We start from the raw sequence: 22649 nt of genomic DNA, 5'->3' as shown, positions 1-22649 counted from the left end.
ACGGACGGCTCCCTTGTTTGAGATCTCAACGAACTCATTCTGGCACATCCGATGCCGTCGGGCGCCGTCCACCCCATCATGCCGTGACATTAGCCGAAAGGCGCAAGCGGTTCAGAATATTCGCCGGCCAGAGCGGTGTGGAGGGAGCCATTTTCAGCACCGTTGCGGAGCGGGGAGGTTACGGCATGGATCCTAGGGTCTGCGCCGCGTCGCTTCGCTCCTTGCTTCGCCCTAGGATGACGAAAGCGTGGTGGGGCGCTCCCGATACGCACGCCGCTTCGCGGCGGTTCCGCCCTAGGATGACAAAAGCGCGGTCACCCTCACCCGGCCTCCGCTTCGCTCCAGTCACCCTCTCCCCGTTGGGGAGAGGAGGGCGCTTACCCGGCGAGGCCTGCTAGATGGACTCGTTTCGCGACAAGATCGTTCCGGTGACCTCGATCCTCCTGGGCGTGGTCGTCGTCTGGTACGTCATGGCCGTCATCCTCAACACGCCGTTCCAGCGCGATCTCGACCGCCGCGCCAATCAGACACCGGGTATTGTGGAATTCATCGGCAAGACGCTGGTACAGCCGAAGCCGACGCTGCCGGCGCCGCATCAGGTGGCGGTGAATTTTTTCGAAAACACCTTTCTGCGCAGCATCACCTCGAACCGCAGCCTTGTCTACAATGCGTGGGTGACGCTGTCGTCGACGCTGCTCGGCTTTGCTTTCGGCACGGCGCTCGGCATCGTCATCGCCGTCGGCATCGTGCATGTGGCGACGCTCGACCGCAGTCTGATGCCGTGGATCATCGCCTCGCAGACCATTCCGATCCTGGCGGTGGCGCCGATGATCATCGTCGTGCTGGCGGCGATCGGCATCACCGGGCTTATCCCGAAGGCGCTGATCTCGACCTATCTGTCGTTCTTTCCGGTGGCAGTCGGCATGGTGAAGGGACTGCGCTCGCCCGAGCTTACCCATCTCGACCTGATGCACACCTATAATGCCAGTGCCTCGCAGACCTTCTGGAAATTGCGGGTGCCGGCTTCGGTGCCGTTCCTGTTTACCTCGATGAAGGTGGCGGTGGCCGCCAGCCTGGTCGGCGCCATCGTCGGCGAGTTGCCGACCGGCGCCGTCGCCGGCATCGGCGCCAAATTGCTCGCCGGCGCCTACTACAGCCAGACCATCGACATCTGGTCGGCTCTGGTTGCCGGGTCGGTGGTCGCGGCGCTGCTGGTGATGGTCGTCGGCATCGCCGGGCGCCTTGTCGACCGCGCCATGGGCGGGAGGCCGGCATGAGCTCCATCCTGAACCTTTCCTCAATCACGCCTCGATCCTGGCAGGGGTATGCAGCGCTTGTCCTGCTTGCCGGCGCGCTGCTTCTTTGGCCGCTCGTCAGCGCTACGCCCGGTTACGGCATGGCAACTGCGGTTTTGATTTTCATTTTGCTGCTCGTGGCAATCGAGGCCGACAACTTTCCACCGATGATCGGGGTGGTGTTGCTGTTCCTTGGCGCGAATGGCGCAGCGTGGATGCTGCTCGCCGGCATAACCGGCAATGAGGGCAGCGCTCGCGCATCCTTCTATCTGCTGCTCGTCGCGGCGTGGTTTTTGGCCTGGCGCTGCGTAACGGTCTTGTCGTCGTTTCGCCCGACGTCGCGCTGGGCGTCAACCGCCCTGCGCCTGATCATTCCGGCCATCTTCGGCGCCTGGATCCTGATCATCTGGGAGGCGGTGACGCGTGGTGCCGGCATTCCCTTCATCCTGTTGCCGCCGCCAAGCGCCATCGGTGCACGCATCGTCGGCTCGCTGCCGGTGCTGGGGGCCGATATCAGGCAGACCATCTTCAAGGCGGTTATCTTCGGCTATGTGGTGGGGAGCAGCGCCGGCTTCCTTGTTGCCATCGCCGCCGACCGCGTGCCGTTCCTGCGGCGCGGGCTCTTGCCGATCGGCAATATGGTGTCGGCGCTGCCGATCATCGGCGTCGCGCCGATCATGGTCATGTGGTTCGGCTTCGACTGGCAGTCGAAGGCAGCGGTGGTCATCATCATGACCTTCTTCCCGATGCTGGTGAACACCGTCGCCGGGCTTGCCGCCTCCGGCCATATGGAGCGCGACCTGATGCGCACCTATGCCTCGAGCTACTGGCAGACGCTGTTCAAGCTGCGGCTGCCGGCGGCGGCACCCTTCATCTTCAATGCGTTGAAGATCAATTCGACGCTGGCGCTGATCGGCGCCATCGTCGCCGAGTTCTTCGGCACGCCGGTGGTCGGCATGGGATTCCGCATTTCGACGGAAGTCGGGCGGATGAACATCGACATGGTGTGGGCGGAAATCGCAGTTGCAGCACTTGCGGGTTCGGTCTTTTATGGCGTGGTCGCTCTTTTCGAGAGAGCAGTCACGTTTTGGCATCCCTCTGTCCGTGGTGGATAGGGGCGGTGGGTTTAGGGCGCTAACTTCAGAGGGTAAAAACATGAAAAGACTTGTTGTTTCGATGCTGGCCGGCGCGATGTCGCTTGCCGCGTTCCAGGCGATGGCCGCGGACAAGGTGACGCTGCAGCTGAAATGGGTCACCCAGGCACAGTTCGCCGGCTATTATGTCGCCAAGGCCAAGGGCTTCTATGAAGCCGAGGGCCTCGACGTCGACATCAAGCCCGGCGGCCCGGACATTGCGCCCGAGCAGGTCATCGCCGGCGGCGGCGCCGACGTCATCGTCGATTGGATGGGCGGTGCGCTGGCTGCGCGCGAGAAGGGCGTGCCGCTGGTCAACATCGCCCAGCCATTCAAGAAGGCCGGCATGGAGCTGGTCTGCCCGAAGGACGGGCCGGTCAAGACGGAAGCCGACTTCAAGGGCCACACGCTCGGCGTCTGGTTCTTCGGCAACGAGTATCCGTTCTATGCCTGGATGAACAAGCTTGGCCTCAAGACCGATGGCGGGCCGGACGGCGTCACCGTGCTCAAGCAGAGCTTTGACGTGCAGCCGCTGATCCAGAAGCAGGCGGATTGCATTTCGGTCATGACCTATAACGAGTACTGGCAGCTCATCGACGCCGGCTATAAGCCGGAAGAGCTGACCGTCTTCAACTATTCCGCCATGGGCAACGATCTGCTCGAAGACGGGCTCTATGCCCTGGAGGACAAGCTCAAGGATCCGGCCTTCGAGGACAAGATGGTGCGTTTCGTGCGCGCTTCGATGAAGGGTTGGAAATACGCCGTCGACCATTCCGACGAAGCGGCCGGCATCGTCATGGACAATGGCGGCCAGGACGAGAACCACCAGAAGCGCATGATGGGCGAAGTCGCCAAGCTGATCGACAATGCCGATGGCAAGCTCGATCCGGCGACCTACGAGCGCACCGCCAAAGCGCTGCTCGACCAGAAGATCATCAGCAAGGAGCCTACCGGCGCCTACACGACGGCGATCACCGACAAGGCCATCAAATAGGGCTGTCAAACTGGCTTGTAGCGGAAAAGGGGCGGGCGACCGCCCCTTTTTAGTGGGAGGTAAAATAAACGTTACCGGCGGAAACATCCGCTCGCAAAATCGTTGTGCCGGTGCATCCGCCTCAAGGGTGTCACAACGGAGGTTTCCATGCGCATCCAGTCCTTCACGCCGATGCTTTCGGCGCTGGCCATTTCTGCAGCCATCTTCTCTGCTTCACCGGCCTTGGCCGAAACCATAAGGATGACGGCGGCGCTCGATGGTGCTCAGCAGAACCCGCCCGTCACCACGAAGGGCAAGGGCACCGCCACGCTCAGGTTCAACACCGCCACCAAGAAACTCAGCTGGACCGTGAGATATTCCGGCCTCAGCGGGCCGGCGAAGGCCGCACACATTCACGGCCCGGCGGCAAAGGGTCAAAACGCCGATCCGGTGGTGCCGTTCGAAGGCAAGCTGAAGAGCCCGATCAAGGGTTCGGCGACATTGACCGATGCCCAGGCCACCGATCTTGAGGCTGGCAAATATTACGTCAACATCCACACCGCGGCCCACGCGGACGGCGAGATCCGCGGCCAGATCGAGAAGGCCAAATAGGCAGATCACGACGACAAAACAGGGCAATCATCCTGTTTTGTCAGGCCTTGTCGCGAATCTGGGACATCGTGCGGGTCGGCGTGATGGCTTCAGGGTCGAGCCGGATCTCTACGATCGACGGCTTGCCGCTGGCCCGCGCTCGCTCGAAGGCCGCCGCGAAGTCGGCGGTTTTTTCCACCGTCTCGCCATGGCCGCCATAGGCACGAGCCAAAGCAGCAAAGTCGGGATTCTTCAAGTCCGTGGCGACGACACGGCCGGGATATTCGCGCTCCTGATGCATGCGGATGGTGCCGTAGATGCCATTGTTGACGACGATGACGATGATCGGCAGCCCGTATTGCACGGCGGTGGCGAATTCCTGGCCGTTCATCAGGAAACAGCCGTCGCCGGCGAAGGCGATCACGTCGCGGTCGGGGAAAAGCTGCTTGGCGGCGACCGCCGCCGGCGTGCCGTAGCCCATCGAGCCGGATGTGGGTGCTGCCTGCGTGCCGAAACGCCGGAAGCGATGGTAGCGATGCACCCAGGTGGCGTAGTTGCCGGCGCCGTTGGTGAGGATGGCGTCGTCCGGCAGCATCGTTTCGAGATAATTCATGATCGGCCCCATCTGGACGGCGCCGGGGCCGCTCTCCGGAGGCGTCGACCAGTCGAGATAGGCGGCGTGCAGCTTCGCTGCCTCAGCCGCCCAGACCGGCGTTGCGGTCGGCTTGCGTCCGGCAAAGGCTTCGACGAAAGCGGCAGGCGAGGCATTGATCGCCAGCGCCGGCCGGTAGACGCGGCCGAGTTCGCCGGCGTCGGCATGGATATGGACCAGCGTCTGGTCGGGGTAGGGACTCTTCAGCAGCGTGTAGTCGGATGACGGCATCTCGCCCATACGGCCGCCGATCAGCAGCACGAGGTCGGCCTGCTTGATGGCGGTTGCTACCTTGGGATTGATGCCGATGCCGACATCGCCGGCATAGTTCGGGTGGAGATGGTCGAACAGCATCTGGCGGCGGAAGGAGCAGCCGACCGGCAGCGACCAGGCTTCGGCTATCGTCCGCATCCGTGCAACGGCCTGCGCGTCCCAGCGCGTACCGCCGAGGATGACGAAGGGCCGCTTTGCCTGGTTGAGCAACAGTTCCAGTGCGTCGAGCTCGACTTCGCCAGGCCGCGTCTCAACAGGGGTATAATGCCGGGCGTCCGGTGCCTCCGCGAGGCTGGTCAGCATGTCTTCGGGCAGCGAGATGACGACCGGGCCCGGGCGACCGGACGTCGCCACCGCAAAGGCGCGTGTGACGAATTCGGGTATGCGTGCGGCGTCGTCGATCTCGACCACCCATTTGGCAATATCGCCGAAGAACCTGACGTAGTCGACCTCCTGGAAGGCCTCGCGCCCTTTGGCGTGGCTGGCGACCTGGCCGATGAACAGGATGAGAGGGATTGAATCCTGCATCGCGATGTGGATGCCGGCAGAGGCATTGGTGGCGCCTGGGCCGCGGGTGACAAAGCAGATGCCGGGCCTGCCGGTCAGGCGGCCGTGGCAGTCGGCCATCATTGCGGCACCGCCCTCCTGGCGGCAGACGATTGTGCGGATCGGTGAATCATGCAGCGCGTCGAGCACCGCCAGATAGGATTCGCCAGGTACGCAATAGATACGGTCCGTTCCGTTGGCTTCGAGCGCATCGACGATGAGTTGTCCGCCGGTCTTCATTTTCCTGACCTCTCCAGTTCGGCAAGGATTTCTTCGGTGTGTTCGCCGAGACGCGGCGACGGGCGCTCATAGACCAGCGGCGTGCCGGACATGACCATCGGCGCCCGCACCGAGGGCAAGAGATTGCCATGGCCGTCATCGAGGTCGAGCCGCATGCCGCGCGCGATGGTCTGCGGGTCGGCAAACATCTGGCCGATGTTGTTGATCGGGCTGGCTGGAACCCCGGCGGCTTCGAGCCTGGCCAGCAGCGGGTCGCGATCGAAGGCTTTCAGCGCCTCGATCATGTGCTCGCGCAGCTTCGCCCGGTTGGCGACGCGGGCGGGATTGGTGGCGAAGTCAGGGTTCGACGCCAGCTCGTCGAGGCCGACGGCAGCGCAGAACTTTGCGAACTGGCCATCATTGCCGACCGCCAGGATGATGTGGCCATTCTTTACCGGCACCACTTCGTAGGGCGCGATGTTCATGTGCGCATTGCCCATCTGCACCGGCGACTGTCCGGAGACGAGATAGTTGAGGTTCTGGTTGCCGAGCGTCGAGATCTGGGTGTCGTAGAGCGCCATGTCGATATGCTGGCCTTCGCCGGTCTTCTCGGCATGGCGAAGCGCCGCCTGGATGGCGATGACCGAATAAAGCCCGGTGAAAACATCCGAAATAGCGACGCCCGCCTTTTGCGGTTCGCGGCCGGCTTCGCCGGTGATCGACATCATGCCGGCCATGCCCTGGATGATGAAATCATAGCCGGCACGCGGCGCATACGGTCCCGACTGGCCAAAACCGGTGATCGAGCAATAGATCAGCCGCGGGTTGATTTTCCTCAGGCTGTCATAGTCGAGGCCGTATTTCTTCAGTCCGCCGACTTTGAAGTTTTCGATCAGCACATCCGATGTCGCGACCAGCCGGCGCACCGTCTCGGCACCCTCGGGCGTCGAGAAGTCGATGGCGATGGAGCGCTTGCCGCGGTTGCAGGAATGGTAATAAGCGGCCGAAAGGTTCTCGCCGTCATGGCCGATGACGAAGGGCGGTCCCCATTTGCGGGTGTCGTCGCCGCCGTCCGGGCTCTCGACCTTGATCACGTCGGCGCCGAGGTCGGCAAGCAGCTGTCCGGCCCATGGCCCGGCGAGGATGCGTGCGAGTTCGATGACGCGGATGCCTTTGAGCGGAGGCTCAGTCATGGATCACCGTGGTTGATCGAAAGCGCAGCCTCTATCAATCCCGCGCGCCGCTGTCACGGCCCTTGCAATGGGCCAGTATCACTGTGCCCTCAGCACGCGGTCGGCCCAGGCGGCAAAATCCTCCATGATGATGTCTCGGTTGACCTCGTTGAGGCTTTCGTGGCGGGTTTTGGCGTAAACCTTTGAAACGAGATTCGAAAAACCCATCATGTGCATCCGGCCGGCAAGATGGCTGACCGCCTTGCCGCCGTCCGAGGCCGGATCTTGCTCGCCTCCGACCAGATTGACGAACAGGTCGCGCCGCACGCCGGAAAAATTGCGGTCGCTGCCGCAATGCAGCGTCATCATGACGATGTCCTGCCACATCGACACCGATGCATCCCAGCCGCAAAGCGGGTCGGCGATGTATTTCTCGACTTCAGCGGCATCGCGCGACAGCCAGTCGAACGGCGTCCGGTGATTGGGCACCGCCTTGCCCCAGGCCCGGAACGTCAGCCGGGGCAGCAGGCGCGACGGCACGTCTGAGCCAAGCCGGAACTTTTCCCAACCAAGCATGGCCAGCGCGATTTGGCCGAGCAGTCCGGCCGAGAAATTGCCGTTCCAGATCGCGGCGGCATGGATGCGCGCCGAGTGGCGGAGGACAAAGTTCAGCGCGACCGACGCGCCCAAGGAGTGACCAAAGATGATGACCGGCAGGCCCGGCTGTTCCCTGGCGATGAGATCATGGACGGCGGCGACATCGGCGATGACCTTGGCACCGCCATCCGCATCGGCGAACCTGCCAGGTGGCGCGTCGGGCGCCTTGGTGGCGCCGTGGCCACGGTGGTCGTGCGCGTAGACCTGATAGCCGCGCTCGCCAAGGAAATCGGCGAAACGGGCATAGCGCGCCGCGTGCTCGGCCAACCCGTGATTGACCTGGACAATGGCGCGCGGTTGGCCGATGGCGTGTTTCACATAAAGGTTGAGCTCGGCGCCGGTCGGCGATGCCAGCATCCTCTGCTTGTCAAATGGCATGTCTCGCTCCCGTCGGCGACTGTTGGGCGACGCAGCGATCGACGTCAAGGGACGTAGGGTACCCATTCGACGGTAGTTGACAGCATGCTGTCAATGTGATTACATGACAGCATGCTGTCAAATGGTCAGCGGCAGATTGGGGGTAAGACTATGAAAACCACCGGGGCCATTTCGCGGCGTGCAATCTTGCTGGCGGGCTTCGCCTTCACGACGGCCACTCTGTTGTCAGGGATTGCTGCGTTCAGTCAGGAAACCAGGGAGATGACCATGATGACGTCCACTGTTCCAGGCCCGCAAGGCCAGCTTGCCACTTATAGGATCAACGCCGGCAATGGCCTGCCGATCATGTTCCTGCATGGAGATTGCAGCCGCGCTTCCCACTGGGACCGGGTGATGCAGCTCTCCGTCGAAGGCCGCGAGGCGGTAGCCTTCGATTTTCGCGGTCATGGCGCCTCCGCGCCGGCGCAGGACGGTGACTATGGTTATGACGGTCGTGCAATGGATGTCGGTGCCGTGGCCGACGCGTTTGGCCTGAAGCGGTTTCTCATTGTCGCGCACAGCGGCGGCGGTGGCGTGGCGCTCGCTTATGCCGCCAGCCATGCCGACCGGGTCGCCGGTGTCTTGCTCGTCGACCCGGCGACCGATCCTCGTGCGCTGCCGCAGGCGATTCGTGACGGCTTTGTCCGCGATCTGGCCGGTCCGCAAGGCCGTGATGTCCTGAACGCCTATTACACGTCGATTGCCGGCCCTAACGCGGTTGTTCGCCAGCGTGTTCTGGCCGATGCGGCAGTGGTCGATCCGGCGGCGAGGGCAGGTGTCGGCAAGGCACTGGCCGAATGGAACCCGGAGCCGGCACTCGATGCGTATCGCGGGCCTATGTTCGTATTGGCTACCGAGGCCAGTGACACTCCAGCCGCGCTCTACCGGCTGCGCACGGACATTCCGCGCCAGATCGTGGCGGGCAGCGGCCATTGGGTGATGCTTGACAAGCCCGAGGTCGTAGCCGAAGCCGTTAATAATTTCGTCGCGACCATCGAGGCCGGTCAGAAATGACGACCAGGACCGAGGCGGCAAATGTGCTCACCGAACTGGTGCTTGCCGTGTTCAGGATGAACGGCAGTTTTCTGGATGCGGCCGACCGGCTGGCCGCTCCAACCGGGCTGACGGCAGCGCGCTGGCAGGTTTTGGGTGCAGTTTTGAAGGAGCCGAAATCTGTGGCCGACATCGCCCGCGACATGGGTCTCGCCCGTCAGAGTGTACAGCGGCTGGCCGACATACTGGCTGCGGAGGGGCTTGCCGCCTACGCCGACAACCCGGCGCATCGCCGCGCCAAGCTGTTGTCGATAACCGATGCCGGCCGGGCAGCGGTCAAGAATATCGGCACACGCCAGCATGTTTGGGCGAACCGCGTTTCGGAGGGTATGGACGCCGACGTGCTGAAAGCCTCGCTTGATCTGCTGCGCACCCTGACGGAACGGGTGGAGGCGGGCGGATCCTGATCGACCACGCGCGAGCCGTCTCAATGCGCTGGCGATTGTTTTTACGGCCGGCGAAAGAAATCGTAATTCTGACATGTCGCAAGTTTCTAGCTTGCGGCGTGAATCACGAGGAGTGCCGGAATGCGGATTTGGGCGATATGGGGGGCGGTGTTTCTTGCGTTTGCTGGCGCAAGCGCGGCGCGGGCCGATGTGAAGATGACCGGCTCTTTCGTCGCCGATGCCGCCTGTCCGGCAACGCAGGCGATCAAGAGCGGCAAGAATCCCGGCAATGTCTCGACCGCGGCTGGTCAGAGTTATGATCTGCTGGCCGGCAACAAGGACGCGCCCACCCACTACCTCATTCGCGTGCCGGGCGCCGATCCGGAGCGCCGCTGGGTCAAGATCAGCTGCGGTCGTGTTTCGGGCGGCAGCGCGTCGACGATGCCGGCTGCACCGGCGCCTGCCGAGCCGAACAAGCCATCGGCGTCCGGAAAGCCGGAATATGTCTTCGCGCTGAGCTGGCAGCCGGCTTTCTGCGAGACCAAATCCAGCAAGGCCGAATGCCGTGCGCAGACCGCCGCCGGTTTCGATGCGACCCACTTCACCTTGCATGGGTTGTGGCCGCAGCCGAACGGAAATTTCTATTGCCAGGTCGCGGCAAGCGACAAGGCGAACGACGATCCGGCACACTGGCGGGATTTGCCGCCGGTCACCCTTGACCCGAAAACGCGAGCGGAACTCGACCAGGTGATGCCGGGCACCGCGTCCGCCCTCGAAAGGCATGAGTGGATCAAGCACGGCACCTGCTACGGCAAGAGCCAGCAGGAGTATTTCGCCGACGCCTTGAACCTGATGCGCGCGATGAATGCGTCGCCGGTGCGCGATCTCTTCATCAAGAACATCGGCAAGCAACTGACATCCGATCAGATCCGCAGCACCTTCGACAGTGCCTTCGGCAAAGGCGCGGGCGACCGGGTCCGCGTGTCCTGCGTGGTCGATCCTTCGAACGGCAGGCGGCTGATCGGCGAACTGACGCTCGGCCTGACCGGCCCGATCGCTCCGAACGCTTCGCTCGGTGCCCTGCTGCTTGCCTCGGCGCCGACAGCCAAGGCCGGCTGCCCGAAGGGCGCGGTCGATGCCGTCGGGTTCCAGTAAACAGGCCGTACGCGACTGTCGCTTTGCACCGGGGATGGTATGATCCCGGGCGCATCATTCATAGGGGGTGGCGATGAGTGGTATGACGAGCGGCGCGCTGGCGCGGCTGGCGTTCTGGGCCAAGGGCATGACGGCGATCCGCGACGGCCATATGGAGTGGCCGGGCTTTTCCTACACCGAAGTGGAGTGGGCTCGCATGACCACGCTCGCCAAACCCGTCGGCGGCGGCACCTACCAATTGTTTACGCTGGTCAACGCGGCGATCTTCATCGCCATCGCCGCGCTCGGGATGTTCTGTGTCTTCCTGCCGCTGGCGGCGCTGCTGTTCCCGGTACCGGCCGAAACCAGTGCGCTCAAGTTTTCGCTGCTCCTGGCGGCATGCGCCTTCCTGATCATCGGCATCGGCCTGCCGATTTCGCTGCGTCTTTCGACCACGCTCGTGGCGCCGAAGGCAATGCGGGCCGCGCTTGTCGCCGTGCCCGGCGACCAGGCGCTTGCGGCAAAAGTGTCATGGCAGATCAATCGGATCACGCTCGTGCTCTGCGGCCTGCTGGTACCGGGCATTCTTCTGTTCATTGCCTACGATATCGAAGCCGGCCCGATTATTACCGCGTTGAAATGGCTGGCGATCGCGCTGATGGCGGTTTCGGTTGCGATCGGCGGATGGCAGCGGCGCAAACAATCCTGATTGAGCCAATCGCAGGCCTGGGCAGCGTTACGCGCCGGCGCTGCGCTCCGGCCTGGTCCATGTGTTGCGGGCGTCTGCTTCGTTGCCGCCCGGTTCCCCGACAACGCGATCGCGTCCCGTGGATTTGGCCTTGTAGAGACGCTGGTCGGCCAGCGCAAAGAGATCGGCAAGGCAACGGGTCGTCTCGCTGACCGTCGAGATGCCGGCGCTGACGGTAATGTCGAACCGGCTGGTGCTCGCGGACGTCTTGACCGCTTGCCTGACGGTTTCACCCAGCAGCCTGGCGAGCGGCTGCGGACGCCAGCCGAGGATGGCGAATTCCTCACCGCCGATCCTGAACAATTGATCTTCGGTCCCGACAAGTTCGCCAAGCAAAATCGCCAGGGCTTTCAGCACCTTGTCTCCCTCGGCGTGGCCGAAGCGGTCGTTGATCGATTTGAAGTGGTCGACATCGATGATCAGCAGGCTGAGCGGCCTGGCGGTCCGCAGGCTGGCGGTAACGGCGGCCTCGCCATCGCTGTCGAAGCGCCCCCTGTGCAGGAGGCCGGTGAGGCCGTCGCGACCAACATGCTCGACCAGCGCCTCATAGCGCTCGCGATAGGTCAGCGTGTCGAAAATGTCGGAAAGCCCGCGCGGCGCCGGCACCTGCCGCGCCTCGAACCACCTGATATAGGCGACCAGCATGGTGCTGTAGACCAGGGCCGCTGCCATCTTGGCGAACCAGCCGCCGAAGAACACCGCGACCGGCGCACCGGTGACGAAATGCAGCGCCGTGAAAAAGCCTGCCTGGTCGAAGGTGAGCACGCAGGCGACGGAGACCAGGATGCGGGTGAAAAGCGCCTTGCGCAGGTATTTGCCGAGCTTTTCATAGAGCAGAATGATCAGGATGGCGTCGACGAACAGCAGTGTCGTGCCCCACACCATCAGCCAGCCCATCTCATCGATAAAGCCGATGTCGGGAAGCTTGCCGTCGGGCAGCAGTGCGATGTCGTGCAGGCGCAGGATCAGCACGAGCCCGACCATCAGGGCATTGCCGAGCAGCAGGCCGTAAATCGGCTGCCGGACAGTTGCCGCGTCCTCCTTGATGTAGAGCAGGAGAAGCATCACCAGCTTGCCGGAAAACAGCACGGCCGAACCCGGCGATACCATGCCGAACGGCAGCGCGACGTAGAAGACGCTGGCGAGATAGGTTTCCAGGAAATGCATGACGCCAAGGGCGCAAACAAAGACGCCGAGGCCGATGCGGCCCCTGAACCGGAAAAGCGTGACCATGATGCCGAAATAGAGAACCGCTTCGGCAAAAAGCAGGAAACTGTTCAACACGGCCCGATCTCTCTCCCCGAAATCGCGGCTGCCAGCGATTTCCCATCCAACATTGTTTGACGCGGAATGATTAACCGGAGCTTTCGCCTGGGCGCCGGCACGAAATGAAGCGGCTAAGCGTTTGCGGGTGCGACCAAATCCGCCTGGAGCGGGTCATCGTTTCACGGAACCGCTGAACCGCTCCATCTTTTTTGTTTTGACGCAATTCCGGACGGAAAACCGTTTCACATTTTTCCTGGAATTGCTTTAGGGCCAAAACTGTTTGCCGTTCGGGGCCGCATCGCTTACATAGCCCCCAACTTCCATCCAATCCGACATCAGTCGACTTTTCAGGGAAAGCGCGCGTGGCACGCCAGTTCATCTATCACATGGCCGGCCTCAACAAGGCCTACGGCACCAAGAAGGTGCTCGAGAACATCCATCTGTCCTTCTACCCGGACGCCAAGATCGGCATCCTCGGCCCCAACGGCGCCGGCAAGTCGACGATCCTCAAGATCATGGCCGGCATCGACAAGGAGTGGAGCGGCGAGGCCTGGCTGGCCGAGGGTGCTACCGTCGGTTACCTGGCGCAGGAGCCGGCGCTCGATCCGAACAAGAACGTGTTCGAAAACGTCATGGAAGGCGTCGCCGCCAAGACCGCCATCATCGAGCGCTACAACGAATTGATGATGAACTATTCTGACGAGACGGCGGACGAGTCGGCCAAGCTGCAGGACGAGATGGACCGGCTCAACCTGTGGGATCTCGAACAGCAGGTCGAGATGGCGATGGAGGCACTCGGCTGCCCGCCCAAGGAGGCCGATGTCACCAAGCTGTCGGGCGGCGAACGCCGTCGCGTCGCGCTTTGCCAGCTCTTGCTGCGCCAGCCCGACCTTCTGCTGCTCGACGAGCCGACCAACCATCTCGACGCCGAGACGACGGCGTGGCTGGAAAAGCATCTGCGCGCCTATCCGGGCGCGGTGATGATCATCACCCACGATCGCTACTTCCTCGACAATGTCACCGGCTGGATTCTCGAGCTCGATCGCGGCCGCGGTATCCCGTACGAAGGCAACTACACCAAATACCTCGAAGCCAAGGCCAAGCGGCTCAAGCAGGAAGGCCGCGAGGACGATGCGCGCCAGCGGGCGATCGGCCGCGAGCGCGAGTGGATCCAGTCCAGCCCGAAAGCCCGGCAGACCAAGTCGAAAGCCCGTATCCAGGCCTTCCAGGATCTGCTGGATGCAGCCGACAAGCGGCGTCCGAGCGACACCCAGATCGTCATTCCGCATGGCGAGCGGCTCGGCAATGTGGTGATCGAGGTCGAGGGCCTGTCGAAGGGCTTTGGCGACACGCTTTTGATCGACGATCTCGAATTCAAGCTGCCGCCGGGCGGCATCGTCGGCGTCATCGGCCCGAACGGCGCCGGCAAGACGACGCTGTTCCGCATGATCACCGGCCAGGAAAAGCCCGATGCCGGCACCATTCGCGTCGGCGAGACGGTCAAGCTCGGTTATGTCGACCAGAGCCGCGACGCGCTCGACCCGACCAAGACGGTCTGGGAAGAGATCTCGGGCGGCGCCGAAGTGGTCAAGCTCGGCAAGTTCGAAGCCAACACCCGCGCCTATTGCGCGTCGTTCAATTTCCGCGGCGGCGACCAGCAGCAGAAGGTCGGCAACCTGTCCGGCGGCCAGCGCAACCGCGTGCATCTGGCCAAGATGCTGAAGACCGGCGGCAATGTGCTGCTGCTCGACGAACCGACCAACGATCTCGATACCGAAACGCTGGCCGCACTCGAAGACGCGCTCGAGAGCTTCGCCGGCTGCGCCGTCATCATCTCGCACGACCGCATGTTCCTCGATCGTCTGGCGACGCACATCCTCGCCTTCGAGGGCGACAGCCACGTCGAATGGTTCGAAGGCAATTTCGAGGATTACGAGCAGGACAAGATCCGCCGGCTTGGGCCTGAGGCGGTCAATCCGCATAGGATGACGTATAAGCGGCTGACGCGGTAACAACGGATTGGTTGCAAGCGCCCCAGGCTGCTCGTAGAATTACCGGAAGGAGATAAACATGCTTAATGTCGAGCTTCCTACCGCGCTGGAAAAACGCCTCGAGATCGTCGCAAGGAAAACTGGCCGGACAAAACATGACGTAGTCGTTGAGGCCATTGTCGAGCAAATTCAGGATCTGGAAGACGGACTAATCGCCCTCGAGCGCCTTAACGATGGTGAAGGTGAATGGCTTTCTCTGGCCGAAGCTAAGGAACGACTGGGATTGGACGCAAGCGACCGCAGTGACGGTTGATCGTGTGGACAATTCGTGTCGAGAAGCGTGCACTGAAGGATATCTCCAATTGCAAAGGTCCGATCAGCGTCGGATTGTGGACTTCCTGGAAAACAGGCTCGCCTCGCGCGATAATCCACGCGAACTTGGCGAAGCGCTAACAGGACCACTGGCAGGTCTCTGGAAATATCGTGTGGGCTCATTCCGAATTCTGACAAGGATCGATGATAGCGCTGTCGCGATTTGGGTGGTTCAAGTAGGCGACCGTCGCGAGGTCTATCGATGAATACAGTCGCGAAGGTGAGACCCGACTGGTCCGCCGCCCTCTACCTGAAGTTTGAGGACGAGCGCACCCGCCCCGCGCGCGATCTCGTTGCGCAGGTGCCGGTGCCGGAACCGCGCCGGGTGGTCGACATTGGCTGCGGGCCGGGCAATTCGACCGAATTGCTGGTCGAGCGCTGGCCGCGGGCGCAGATCAGCGGCTTCGATACCTCGCCCGACATGATCGAGAAGGCCAGGGCGCGCCTGCCCGGTGTCAGCTTTGCCTTGGCGGATGCGGCGGCGTGGCAGCCGACCGAACCGGTCGACGTGATCTTTGCCAATGCGGTGTTTCAATGGCTGCCGGAGCATCCGGCGGTCTTCCAGCGGCTGATGGGATTTTTGGCGCCCGGCGGCGCGCTTGCCGTGCAGATGCCGGACAATATGGCCGAACCTTCGCACCGGCTGATGCGGGAGACCGCGGCCGAGATGCCGTCTGCCGAAAAGCTCGAGCGCGCGGCCCGCGCGCCGCTGCCGCCGGTCGCGTTCTATTACGACCTTTTGTCGCCATTCTCGGATCGGCTCGATATCTGGCACACGATCTACAACCATCCGCTGGCCGATGCCGAGGCGATCGTCGAGTGGGTGAAATCGACGGGGCTGAAGCCGTTCCTCGATCCGCTCGACGAAAACGAGCGGCAGCTTTTCCTGAAGCGCTACGCGGCCGGGATCAGCGAAGCCTATCCGAAAACGGCAAGCGGCAAGGTGTTGCTGCGCTTTCCCCGTCTCTTCATCGTGGCGCGGCGTTCCGCTTAGAAACGCTTAGCTACACCCAAAAACAGCCAGCAGCGGATGCTTGACCGGCTTTCGCCGTCATGCGCATCTCGCTGGGGCACGGCCCTTTATGGGCCATGGGGGTGGATGATGACACTGAAAAAGATGGGTTTCGGCGGCAGCATTTGTGCGGCCGCTGTGCTTGCCTTGTCTCTATCGGCGGAGGCCAAGCGAGCGCGCTGCTTCACCAGCGACGACGGCTATTTCTCGTGCAGCTATCGGGCGCTGGACGATGCCGGCAGCTTTCGCATCTCGGCGCCGGGTTATCCGACCTACGTCCTGGAAATCGACGGACCGGGTTTTGCCTATGGCTATGTCAATCTCGGCCGCCGCAACGTGCCGCTGCCCGGGCAATTCGTGCGCAGCGGCGATGACGGTGCCTGCTGGAACAACCCGCAGACCAATACCAAGCTCTGCGCCTGGTAAAGACCCGTCCCAGGGACTTGATTTAAACGGGCATAAACTGGCTAGGTGCAAAAGAGGTTGCGCCGAGCTTTTTGCGGCGTCGACATGAAGCCGCAACGCCTGCGCACGGGACGAACTGGAAATGCATCGCGTCATCATCAGCGGCATCGGCGTTGAAATCCCCGAAGCCTTGATCACCAATGAGGAACTCGTCGCCAGCTTCAACGCCTGGGTGGACATGGAGAACGTCCGCCGCGAGGTGTCGGGCGAGCCGCTGGTACAGAAATCGGACAGTGCCTTCATCGTCCATGCCTCGGGCGTCCAGACCCGCCATGTCATCGAACGGGAAGGCATCCTCGATCCGACCCGCATGGCGCCGCGTTTCGCGGCGCGGCCCGACGATGCGCTGTCGCTGGAGGCCGAGTTCGGCATCGCTTCGGCCCGCAAGGCGCTCGATCATGCCGGGCTGAAGCCTGGCGACATCGACCTGGTGATCTGCTCGGCCTCGCACCATCAGCGGCCCTATCCGGCGATCGCCATCGAAATGCAGCAGGCGCTGGGCACGAAAGGCGCCGGCTTCGATATGGGGCTTGGCTGCTCTTCGGCAGCGGCGGCGTTGCACATCGCCGTCAATCTGGTACGGGCAGGGGCGCATAAACGCGTGCTGGTGACGACGCCGGAGATCATCACCGGTCACCTCAATTTTCGCGACCGGCAGACGCATTTCATCTTCGGCGACGCTTCCGTGTCGATGGTCGTCGAAGGGCTCGCCCAGGGCGAGAAGCGGCCGGGCCGCTTCGAGGTGCTCGATACGCGCGCCTGGACGCAGATGTCGAACAGCATCCGCACCAATCTCGGTTACTATACCCGCGCCACCCAGGACGATCCGTACATGATCGATCTGGAAGGCAATCTGATCAAGCAGATCGGCAACAAGGTGTTCAAGGAAGTCACCGTCGCCGGCCACAAGTTCATCGTCGAATTCCTGGCCGAGCACGGGCTGACGCCGCAAGCGATCCGGCGCTTCTGGCTGCATCAGGCCAATGCGCGGATGAACGCCATGATCCTGAAACTGTCGTTCGGCCATGACGTCGACCACGACCGCGCGCCGATGGTGCTGGAGCGCCTCGGCAACACCGCCGCCGCCGGCGCCATCATCGCCCTGTCGGAGAATCATGCCGACATGAAGGCCGGCGACTACGGCCTGCTCTGCGCCTTCGGCGCCGGCTACTCGATCGGCGGCGCGCTATTGCGCATGCTTTAGATTTTTTGTTTTACGCATGTCGTTGTCCCAAAACCACTGCACACCCTCGGTTCAAGCCCGAGGGCATGCTTTTGGGCGACATGCATTAGCCCGGCGCGAACGGCACCAGCATCGGAACGCGCCTGGCATAGTCGTCGTAAGCGCTACCCAGTTCACCGCGCAGAAAACGCTCCTCCAGCCTTGCCTTCATGACGATGCCGACGGTGATGAGGATGGCGCCGGCAACGCCCCAGACAGTGCCTTTCGCCGCCATGGTGGCGAGGATCGCCAGAAGCAGGCCGGTATAGATCGGGTGGCGGACCAGCCGGTAAGGGCCGGTGTCGACGACGCGATGCGCGGCCTTGGCGGTGACCGTGGCCGACCACAGGCGGCCAAGATGCAGCCGCGCCCACCAGGCAAATGCCAGACCGGCGGCAATCAGCGCCACGCAGATCCACGCTTCGGCAAGGTTCGGCGTCCAAAGCCTCAGCGGGCCGGCATAACCGTGCGCCGGGATGAAGAGCAGGATCGTGCCGAGCACCATGACGGCGCGGGATGGAAGCTCCACCCCGAAGCCGGCGCGTTTTTCGGCCCGGTCGGCCCAGAAGGCGGCCGCGGCCCATGAAACCACCCAGAGCAGCCAGAGCTGTGCGATTGCCGATGCGGGATGCATGATAAACCTCCGCGGGCTTGACCTGATCGATATTATCAACCGATGCAGCGCGGCAGCAATGCGGCACGCTTTGCACGAGGCTGATTCAACCAGGACGCTGGTGGTGCCGACCCGTATCAGCCGTCTTGATTGGAGCATCAACGCTTTCGACTGGACCCTATGAATCGACTTCGGCTAACTGCATCCGGCAGCTAGGAATGAAACCAATGCCGGATATGTTTCCCGAAGCCGAAACTCCGGTCGAGATCGTCCCGTCGCGAAAACTCGCCGCCAGGGTGGCGGCGCTCTATCTCGCATCATTCGATCGTTTTGAGACACGAGCGGTGGATACGCTGCAACTCGGTTTCGACGGCATCGACGGCGATTTCCATGCCGGCACGACGCGGCGCTCCGGCGGGCGGGAACCCTGGTATCGGCGCGGCACCGAGATGCGCAACGAACGGCAATTGTCGATCGTGGCTGCGGACGAACTGGCAATCGTCGCCGAACGGATGGGCATCGCCGAGATCAAGCCGGAATGGATCGGCGCCAATCTCCTGATCGAAGGCCTGCCGCGCCTCTCCATGCTGCCGTCCGGCACGCTGCTGTTCTTCAAAGGCGGCGCGACCGTCAAGGTCGACGCGCAGAACGGGCCTTGCCGGATCGCCGGGCGATCGGTCGCCGAAAATGCCGGGATGGCCGACCATGAGGCCGGCGCGCTGCTGTTCCCGAAGGCGGCGAAGCGGTTGCGCGGGCTCGTCGCCTGGGTCGAGAAGCCCGGCACGATCGCGGCCGGCGAGGAGATATCGGTACGCGTGCCCGAGCAGTGGATTTACCGGGCCTAGTCCAGGCAAGGCGACCTCTAGTCACGGCGTATTTTGTTCTTGCTTTGTGCCGGCAGCTATGCTACTAATTTGGGTATGGTGCCAATTGGGCTCCAACGACCCGCCCGCGAGGCGGGTTTTTTATTTCAGGCTTTGAAAGTTCCGATGCTGCCGACCTGAGGTCGGCGGGACAGCGCCCCCCTCTGTCCTGCCGGACATCTCCCCCACGAGGGGGGAGATTGGCCGTCACCTTTCAATTTCGCCAATCACAACGGTGAAGCGCCGTAGAACTCGACGCGTGTGCCTGCCATTCTCTACGCCTCATCCTCATCGTCGAGCAGACGGGTGGCGCGCCAGCGGGTGAGCACATTGTTGGTCTGTTCGATGACGAAGAAGCGCGCGGAATCGCGGTCATAGCCTTCGGCCAGCAGCTTTTCGTAGTCGGTGTGCATATGGCGGATGTGGGCTATTGTCGCCAGCCACACGGCAATGCTCGGCGGCAAGGTCTTCATGTGCACGGCGCCGGCATCGGCACGGATCTTCTCCATGTCGGCATAGGGCGCCAGCGGCAGCAGCGCTGTCAGCGCCTTGGCGATAGCGCGGCGGCGGCCGGTCGGCGCGCTCATCACTCCACCGGCCCTGGCTCGTCCCGCCCAGCGATGGTCGCATCGGCAAAGGCATCAGTCGAGGCGAAATAAGGCTTGATGTCGATGACCGGCGTGCCGTCGAGCACGTCGATGGCATCGAGATCGACGCGGCCGGTGTCGATGTCGACGGCAACCAGCTTTGCGACATGCAGCCCAATTGGGTTCGGCCGGGCAGGGGAGCGCAGCGAAAAGACGCCTTTCGGTTCAGCCGCATGGCGGGGTTTCTGGACAATCAGTTGCCGCGGCGCATGGTGCAGCCAGGACAGGATGATCACGTGGCTGGCGCGTTCCAGCCCAAGCAAGCCGTCCCGATAAAGCGGGTCGATGACCAAGTGCGCCGGCTGTTCCGTCTCCCGCGCCGCCTTCATGTTTTTGGGGCAAGTCTCCCGCGTGATCCAAGGCGAAGCGATGCGGCCGATGAAGACGACATGGCCATCCGGCGGCATCGTTGCCGGGTCGGTTTCCAGGAGCTTTTCGCCGCTGCGCGTCTCGAACATGGTTCTCGCCCCGATCATGCGTCCGTTTTTGCGCGATCCGCCACGCATGCGTCATTTTCTTGTCCGGAAGCGACATAGCGCTTGCAAGCCTATCCAAACCGACATAAACATATGTTTATATCTTTTCAAAGAGAATGCTCGCATGCATGTCGCTCTCGACACGATGGTAGATACATTGAAGGCGGCGGCGGAATCCAGCCGGCTGCGCATATTGGCGCTGCTGTCGCGCGGCGATCTGACCGTTTCAGATCTCACCGAAATCCTCGGCCAGTCGCAGCCGCGCGTCTCGCGCCATTTGAAATTGCTGCTGGAGGCCGGGCTGATCGGCCGCTACCAGGAGGGCTCGTGGGCGTTCTTCCGGCTATCGGATTCCGATGCGTCGCGCGATTTCGTGCTTAGGCTGGTCTCCGGCATCCGCGGCGCCGATCCGCAGGTCGAGCGTGATCTCGAACGGCTGGCCGCAGTCAAGCGCAAGCGGCAGGACCGGGCCGCCGAATATTTCTCGGTCAACGCCGCAAGCTGGGACCATATCCGCTCGCTGCACGTGCCGGATCGCGCCGTCGAAGCAGCCCTCATCAAGCTCGTCGGCAAGCGGCCGTTCCAGTCGATGCTCGATCTCGGCACCGGCACCGGACGGCTGCTCGAGATATTTTCGCCGCTCTATCGGCGCGGTGTCGGCATCGACATGTCGCGCGAGATGCTGACGGTGGCGCGCGCCAATCTCGACAAGGCCGGCGTTTCGAATGCGCAGGTGCGCCAGGGCGACATTTTCGCGCCTCCGGTCGAACGCGACGCCTTCGATCTCGTTACCATCCATCAGGTGCTGCACTATCTCGACGATCCCGCCCGCGCCATCCGCGAGGCAGCGCGTCTGCTGCGCCCGGCCGGCCGGCTGGTGATCGTCGATTTCGCGCCGCACACGCTGGAGTTCTTGCGCGACGAGCACGCGCATATGCGTCTCGGCTTTTCCGACCGGCAGATTGGCGACTGGTTTTCCGAGGCCGGCCTCGACCTCGAGGACAGCCAGGAATTCGAGCCGCGCGGCGGCAACGAGGCCAAGCTCACCGTCAAACTCTGGCTCGGCCGCGATCGGCGCATGCTGATTGCCGAGCCTTCCAACGACAGACAACCGGCCAATGCGTATCCGATAGGGGAAACCGCCTGATGAACCAGTTCCGCTTCTCCCGCCGCCCCGACATCGGCGACAAGGTCAGGGTTTCGTTCGAGTTCTTTCCGCCGAAAAACGATGAGATGGAAGCAAGGCTGTGGGACACGGTCACCCGGCTTGAGCCGCTCAAGCCGAAATTCGTCTCGGTCACCTATGGCGCCGGTGGTTCGACCCGCGAGCGGACGGCCCGCACCGTCAAGCGCATCCTCAATGAAACGACGCTGACGCCGGCGGCGCACATGACTTGCGTCGATGCGGCGCGTCACGAGGTCGATGCGGTGATCCGGGAGTTCGCCGATATGGGCGTCAAGCGTTTCGTCGCCCTGCGCGGCGATCCGGCCGAGGGCGTCGGCGCGGCCTACCGGCCGCATCCGGAAGGCTATGCCAATGGCGCCGAACTGGTTGATGCGCTGAAGGGCGCCGGCGATTTCGACATATCGGTCTCGGCCTATCCGGAAAAGCATCCGGAAAGCCCGGATTTCGCCACCGACTTCGATATGCTGAAGCGCAAGGCCGACAACGGAGCGACGCGGGCGATCACCCAGTTCTTCTTCGACAACGATCTCTATGAGCGCTATGTCGAGCGGGCACGGCGGGCCGGCATCTACATACCGATCGTGCCGGGCATATTGCCGGTGCACAATTTCACCCAGGTCGCCAACTTCTCGGCGCGGTGCGGCGCCTTGGTGCCAGCATGGCTGGCCGAGCGTTTCGATGGGCTGCAGAACGATCCGCAAACGCATGCGCTGGTGGCATCTGCCGTGGCCGCCGAGCAGGTGCTGGACCTTGTCGAGCGCGGCGTCGGCGATTTCCACTTCTACACGATGAACCGAGCCGATCTGGTCTTCGCCATCTGCCACATGATCGGCATCAGGTCGCACGAAGTCGAGGCGGCGGGATCAGCCGCGGCGTAAGGCGGCAAGCTCCTTTTTGAAATGTCAAAGATCGGGGGAATGCAAAAGGCCGGGCAAAATGCCCGGCCTTTTCAAATGGTTTGGAGTATTCGGTGCTGGTCTTCCCCCGCTCAGCGGCCTTATGGAAGGACGCCCATAATGAGGGCGCCGATGAATGCAAACGCAGCACAAATCATCAATGCGTTGATCGGCCTCGTCAGTCCCATGTCATAGCCTCCTCTTAAAGAGCTATGGCGAGAGTCTAGGGTCATTTGTGCCACAGGCAAGCAGAAACTTTGCTGCAATGCGACGAGATTGTGGAATTTGCGACCTGCCGTTTGCCGTTAGGCATTGAAACTCTTTGTCAAAAGCCGGCCCGGGACCTGTGAATAATTTGTGGCAAAGCCGTGGCAGCAGCGAGAATGGCAGC

Annotated in this window: 24 protein-coding genes; 17 read left to right on the top strand and 7 right to left on the bottom strand. The window is 62.7% G+C overall.

What is annotated here, in order from left to right; translation table 11 throughout:
- The first annotated feature begins 398 nt into the window (after positions 1-398).
- From NKH33_RS11955 to NKH33_RS11940, 4 genes are all read left to right on the top strand, one after another.
- The gene (locus NKH33_RS11955) at positions 399-1277 is read left to right on the top strand and encodes an ABC transporter permease (protein ID WP_352919603.1); all 879 of its coding nucleotides are present in this window, start codon (positions 399-401) and stop codon (positions 1275-1277) included.
- Complete coding sequence (locus tag NKH33_RS11950; RefSeq protein WP_352851540.1) at positions 1274-2410, top strand: ABC transporter permease; 1137 nt, start codon at positions 1274-1276, stop codon at positions 2408-2410. Before NKH33_RS11955 ends, NKH33_RS11950 begins: the two co-directional genes overlap by 4 nt.
- Positions 2411-2450: 40 nt before the next feature.
- Entirely contained in the window at positions 2451-3422 is a 972-nt protein-coding gene (locus NKH33_RS11945) for an ABC transporter substrate-binding protein (RefSeq protein WP_352471510.1), read from the top strand.
- Positions 3423-3569: 147 nt separating this feature from the next.
- On the top strand, positions 3570-4013 hold the full coding sequence (locus NKH33_RS11940) for a CHRD domain-containing protein (RefSeq protein ID WP_352851539.1): 444 nt from the start codon (positions 3570-3572) through the stop codon (positions 4011-4013).
- A gap of 40 nt (positions 4014-4053) precedes the next feature.
- Here NKH33_RS11940 and NKH33_RS11935 read toward each other — a convergent pair whose 3' ends face one another.
- The 3 genes from NKH33_RS11935 to NKH33_RS11925 all read right to left on the bottom strand — a co-directional run bounded on the left by NKH33_RS11935 (position 4054) and on the right by NKH33_RS11925 (position 7889).
- The gene (locus NKH33_RS11935; RefSeq protein ID WP_352919599.1) at positions 4054-5703 is read right to left on the bottom strand and encodes a thiamine pyrophosphate-binding protein; all 1650 of its coding nucleotides are present in this window, start codon (positions 5701-5703) and stop codon (positions 4054-4056) included.
- A complete protein-coding gene (locus tag NKH33_RS11930) occupies positions 5700-6875 on the bottom strand; it encodes a CaiB/BaiF CoA transferase family protein (RefSeq protein ID WP_352505567.1) in 1176 nt (391 codons plus the stop codon). Before NKH33_RS11930 ends, NKH33_RS11935 begins: the two co-directional genes overlap by 4 nt.
- A 78-nt stretch (positions 6876-6953) precedes the next feature.
- Positions 6954-7889: an alpha/beta fold hydrolase gene (locus tag NKH33_RS11925; protein ID WP_352539491.1), complete on the bottom strand. Its 936-nt coding sequence runs from the start codon at positions 7887-7889 to the stop codon at positions 6954-6956.
- A 267-nt stretch (positions 7890-8156) separates the two neighbouring features.
- Between NKH33_RS11925 and NKH33_RS11920 the strand changes: the two genes are divergently transcribed.
- The 4 genes from NKH33_RS11920 (at position 8157) to NKH33_RS11905 (ending at position 11210) form a co-directional block, all read left to right on the top strand.
- Entirely contained in the window at positions 8157-8942 is a 786-nt protein-coding gene (locus NKH33_RS11920) for an alpha/beta fold hydrolase (protein WP_352539492.1), read from the top strand.
- On the top strand, positions 8939-9388 hold the full coding sequence (locus NKH33_RS11915; RefSeq protein ID WP_352681842.1) for a MarR family winged helix-turn-helix transcriptional regulator: 450 nt from the start codon (positions 8939-8941) through the stop codon (positions 9386-9388). The genes NKH33_RS11920 and NKH33_RS11915 overlap by 4 nt, the downstream gene beginning before the upstream one ends.
- Before the next feature lie 120 nt (positions 9389-9508).
- Positions 9509-10522, top strand: a complete 1014-nt coding sequence (locus tag NKH33_RS11910) for a ribonuclease T2 family protein (protein ID WP_352919596.1) — start codon at positions 9509-9511, stop codon at positions 10520-10522.
- Between the two features lie 73 nt (positions 10523-10595).
- Positions 10596-11210 (top strand): hypothetical protein, encoded by a 615-nt coding sequence (locus tag NKH33_RS11905; protein ID WP_352820350.1) that lies wholly within the window; start codon positions 10596-10598, stop codon positions 11208-11210.
- Between the two features lie 27 nt (positions 11211-11237).
- On the opposite strand, the gene NKH33_RS11900 is transcribed toward NKH33_RS11905, so the two are convergent.
- Positions 11238-12533 carry a GGDEF domain-containing protein gene (locus tag NKH33_RS11900; protein WP_352919593.1) on the bottom strand — a complete coding sequence of 432 codons (1296 nt, stop codon included), beginning with the start codon at positions 12531-12533 and terminating at the stop codon, positions 11238-11240.
- 344 nt (positions 12534-12877) lie between these two features.
- Between NKH33_RS11900 and ettA the strand changes: the two genes are divergently transcribed.
- From ettA to NKH33_RS11870, 6 genes are all read left to right on the top strand, one after another.
- The gene (gene ettA / locus NKH33_RS11895) at positions 12878-14527 is read left to right on the top strand and encodes an energy-dependent translational throttle protein EttA (protein WP_352453385.1); all 1650 of its coding nucleotides are present in this window, start codon (positions 12878-12880) and stop codon (positions 14525-14527) included.
- A gap of 58 nt (positions 14528-14585) precedes the next feature.
- The gene (relB, locus tag NKH33_RS11890; RefSeq protein ID WP_352471524.1) at positions 14586-14819 is read left to right on the top strand and encodes a type II toxin-antitoxin system RelB family antitoxin; all 234 of its coding nucleotides are present in this window, start codon (positions 14586-14588) and stop codon (positions 14817-14819) included.
- On the top strand, positions 14740-15084 hold the full coding sequence (locus NKH33_RS11885) for a type II toxin-antitoxin system RelE family toxin (protein WP_352919590.1): 345 nt from the start codon (positions 14740-14742) through the stop codon (positions 15082-15084). Before relB ends, NKH33_RS11885 begins: the two co-directional genes overlap by 80 nt.
- Positions 15081-15872, top strand: coding sequence for a trans-aconitate 2-methyltransferase (gene tam, locus NKH33_RS11880; RefSeq protein ID WP_352919588.1), 792 nt, complete (start codon positions 15081-15083; stop codon positions 15870-15872). Before NKH33_RS11885 ends, tam begins: the two co-directional genes overlap by 4 nt.
- 105 nt (positions 15873-15977) lie before the next feature.
- Complete coding sequence (locus NKH33_RS11875; RefSeq protein ID WP_352919585.1) at positions 15978-16316, top strand: hypothetical protein; 339 nt, start codon at positions 15978-15980, stop codon at positions 16314-16316.
- Between the two features lie 121 nt (positions 16317-16437).
- Positions 16438-17559, top strand: a complete 1122-nt coding sequence (locus NKH33_RS11870; RefSeq protein ID WP_352919582.1) for a beta-ketoacyl-ACP synthase III — start codon at positions 16438-16440, stop codon at positions 17557-17559.
- Positions 17560-17644: 85 nt separating this feature from the next.
- Here the strand turns inward: NKH33_RS11870 and NKH33_RS11865 are convergent, their stop codons facing one another.
- On the bottom strand, positions 17645-18211 hold the full coding sequence (locus NKH33_RS11865) for a methyltransferase family protein (RefSeq protein ID WP_352471529.1): 567 nt from the start codon (positions 18209-18211) through the stop codon (positions 17645-17647).
- Between the two features lie 206 nt (positions 18212-18417).
- Here NKH33_RS11865 and NKH33_RS11860 point away from each other — a divergent pair, with 206 nt between their 5' ends.
- Positions 18418-19035 carry an MOSC domain-containing protein gene (locus NKH33_RS11860; RefSeq protein WP_352681828.1) on the top strand — a complete coding sequence of 206 codons (618 nt, stop codon included), beginning with the start codon at positions 18418-18420 and terminating at the stop codon, positions 19033-19035.
- Between the two features lie 293 nt (positions 19036-19328).
- Here the strand turns inward: NKH33_RS11860 and NKH33_RS11855 are convergent, their stop codons facing one another.
- Complete coding sequence (locus NKH33_RS11855) at positions 19329-19640, bottom strand: DUF2293 domain-containing protein (protein ID WP_352769083.1); 312 nt, start codon at positions 19638-19640, stop codon at positions 19329-19331.
- Positions 19640-20158 (bottom strand): tRNA (N6-threonylcarbamoyladenosine(37)-N6)-methyltransferase TrmO, encoded by a 519-nt coding sequence (tsaA, locus tag NKH33_RS11850; protein WP_352769080.1) that lies wholly within the window; start codon positions 20156-20158, stop codon positions 19640-19642. Before tsaA ends, NKH33_RS11855 begins: the two co-directional genes overlap by 1 nt.
- 142 nt (positions 20159-20300) lie before the next feature.
- On the opposite strand from tsaA, the gene NKH33_RS11845 reads away from it, so the two are divergent.
- Together NKH33_RS11845 and metF are read left to right on the top strand one after the other, a co-directional pair.
- Positions 20301-21323, top strand: coding sequence for an ArsR/SmtB family transcription factor (locus NKH33_RS11845; RefSeq protein WP_352501078.1), 1023 nt, complete (start codon positions 20301-20303; stop codon positions 21321-21323).
- Positions 21323-22240, top strand: coding sequence for a methylenetetrahydrofolate reductase [NAD(P)H] (gene metF / locus NKH33_RS11840; protein ID WP_023676795.1), 918 nt, complete (start codon positions 21323-21325; stop codon positions 22238-22240). Before NKH33_RS11845 ends, metF begins: the two co-directional genes overlap by 1 nt.
- Positions 22241-22649 lie beyond the last annotated feature (409 nt).

Source organism: Mesorhizobium sp. M1182 (assembly GCF_040318335.1).
In the GTDB taxonomy this organism is placed as follows: domain Bacteria; phylum Pseudomonadota; class Alphaproteobacteria; order Rhizobiales; family Rhizobiaceae; genus Mesorhizobium.
The sequence above is the reverse complement of the archived record's forward strand: the minus strand, read 5'-3'. Positions and strand labels throughout refer to the sequence as shown.

Excerpts from the sequence above, each read along its gene's own strand:
- NKH33_RS11955 (WP_352919603.1), top strand. The coding sequence starts at position 399 with ATGGACTCGTTTCGCGACAAGATCGTTCCGGTGACCTCGATCCTCCTG.
- NKH33_RS11950 (WP_352851540.1), top strand. The coding sequence starts at position 1,274 with ATGAGCTCCATCCTGAACCTTTCCTCAATCACGCCTCGATCCTGGCAG.
- NKH33_RS11945 (WP_352471510.1), top strand. The coding sequence starts at position 2,451 with ATGAAAAGACTTGTTGTTTCGATGCTGGCCGGCGCGATGTCGCTTGCC.
- NKH33_RS11940 (WP_352851539.1), top strand. The coding sequence starts at position 3,570 with ATGCGCATCCAGTCCTTCACGCCGATGCTTTCGGCGCTGGCCATTTCT.
- NKH33_RS11935 (WP_352919599.1), bottom strand. The coding sequence starts at position 5,703 with ATGAAGACCGGCGGACAACTCATCGTCGATGCGCTCGAAGCCAACGGA.
- NKH33_RS11930 (WP_352505567.1), bottom strand. The coding sequence starts at position 6,875 with ATGACTGAGCCTCCGCTCAAAGGCATCCGCGTCATCGAACTCGCACGC.
- NKH33_RS11925 (WP_352539491.1), bottom strand. The coding sequence starts at position 7,889 with ATGCCATTTGACAAGCAGAGGATGCTGGCATCGCCGACCGGCGCCGAG.
- NKH33_RS11920 (WP_352539492.1), top strand. The coding sequence starts at position 8,157 with ATGATGACGTCCACTGTTCCAGGCCCGCAAGGCCAGCTTGCCACTTAT.
- NKH33_RS11915 (WP_352681842.1), top strand. The coding sequence starts at position 8,939 with ATGACGACCAGGACCGAGGCGGCAAATGTGCTCACCGAACTGGTGCTT.
- NKH33_RS11910 (WP_352919596.1), top strand. The coding sequence starts at position 9,509 with ATGCGGATTTGGGCGATATGGGGGGCGGTGTTTCTTGCGTTTGCTGGC.
- NKH33_RS11905 (WP_352820350.1), top strand. The coding sequence starts at position 10,596 with ATGAGTGGTATGACGAGCGGCGCGCTGGCGCGGCTGGCGTTCTGGGCC.
- relB (WP_352471524.1), top strand. The coding sequence starts at position 14,586 with ATGCTTAATGTCGAGCTTCCTACCGCGCTGGAAAAACGCCTCGAGATC.
- NKH33_RS11885 (WP_352919590.1), top strand. The coding sequence starts at position 14,740 with ATGGTGAAGGTGAATGGCTTTCTCTGGCCGAAGCTAAGGAACGACTGG.
- tam (WP_352919588.1), top strand. The coding sequence starts at position 15,081 with ATGAATACAGTCGCGAAGGTGAGACCCGACTGGTCCGCCGCCCTCTAC.
- NKH33_RS11875 (WP_352919585.1), top strand. The coding sequence starts at position 15,978 with ATGATGACACTGAAAAAGATGGGTTTCGGCGGCAGCATTTGTGCGGCC.
- NKH33_RS11870 (WP_352919582.1), top strand. The coding sequence starts at position 16,438 with ATGCATCGCGTCATCATCAGCGGCATCGGCGTTGAAATCCCCGAAGCC.
- NKH33_RS11865 (WP_352471529.1), bottom strand. The coding sequence starts at position 18,211 with ATGCATCCCGCATCGGCAATCGCACAGCTCTGGCTGCTCTGGGTGGTT.
- NKH33_RS11860 (WP_352681828.1), top strand. The coding sequence starts at position 18,418 with ATGCCGGATATGTTTCCCGAAGCCGAAACTCCGGTCGAGATCGTCCCG.
- NKH33_RS11855 (WP_352769083.1), bottom strand. The coding sequence starts at position 19,640 with ATGAGCGCGCCGACCGGCCGCCGCCGCGCTATCGCCAAGGCGCTGACA.
- tsaA (WP_352769080.1), bottom strand. The coding sequence starts at position 20,158 with ATGTTCGAGACGCGCAGCGGCGAAAAGCTCCTGGAAACCGACCCGGCA.
- NKH33_RS11845 (WP_352501078.1), top strand. The coding sequence starts at position 20,301 with ATGCATGTCGCTCTCGACACGATGGTAGATACATTGAAGGCGGCGGCG.
- metF (WP_023676795.1), top strand. The coding sequence starts at position 21,323 with ATGAACCAGTTCCGCTTCTCCCGCCGCCCCGACATCGGCGACAAGGTC.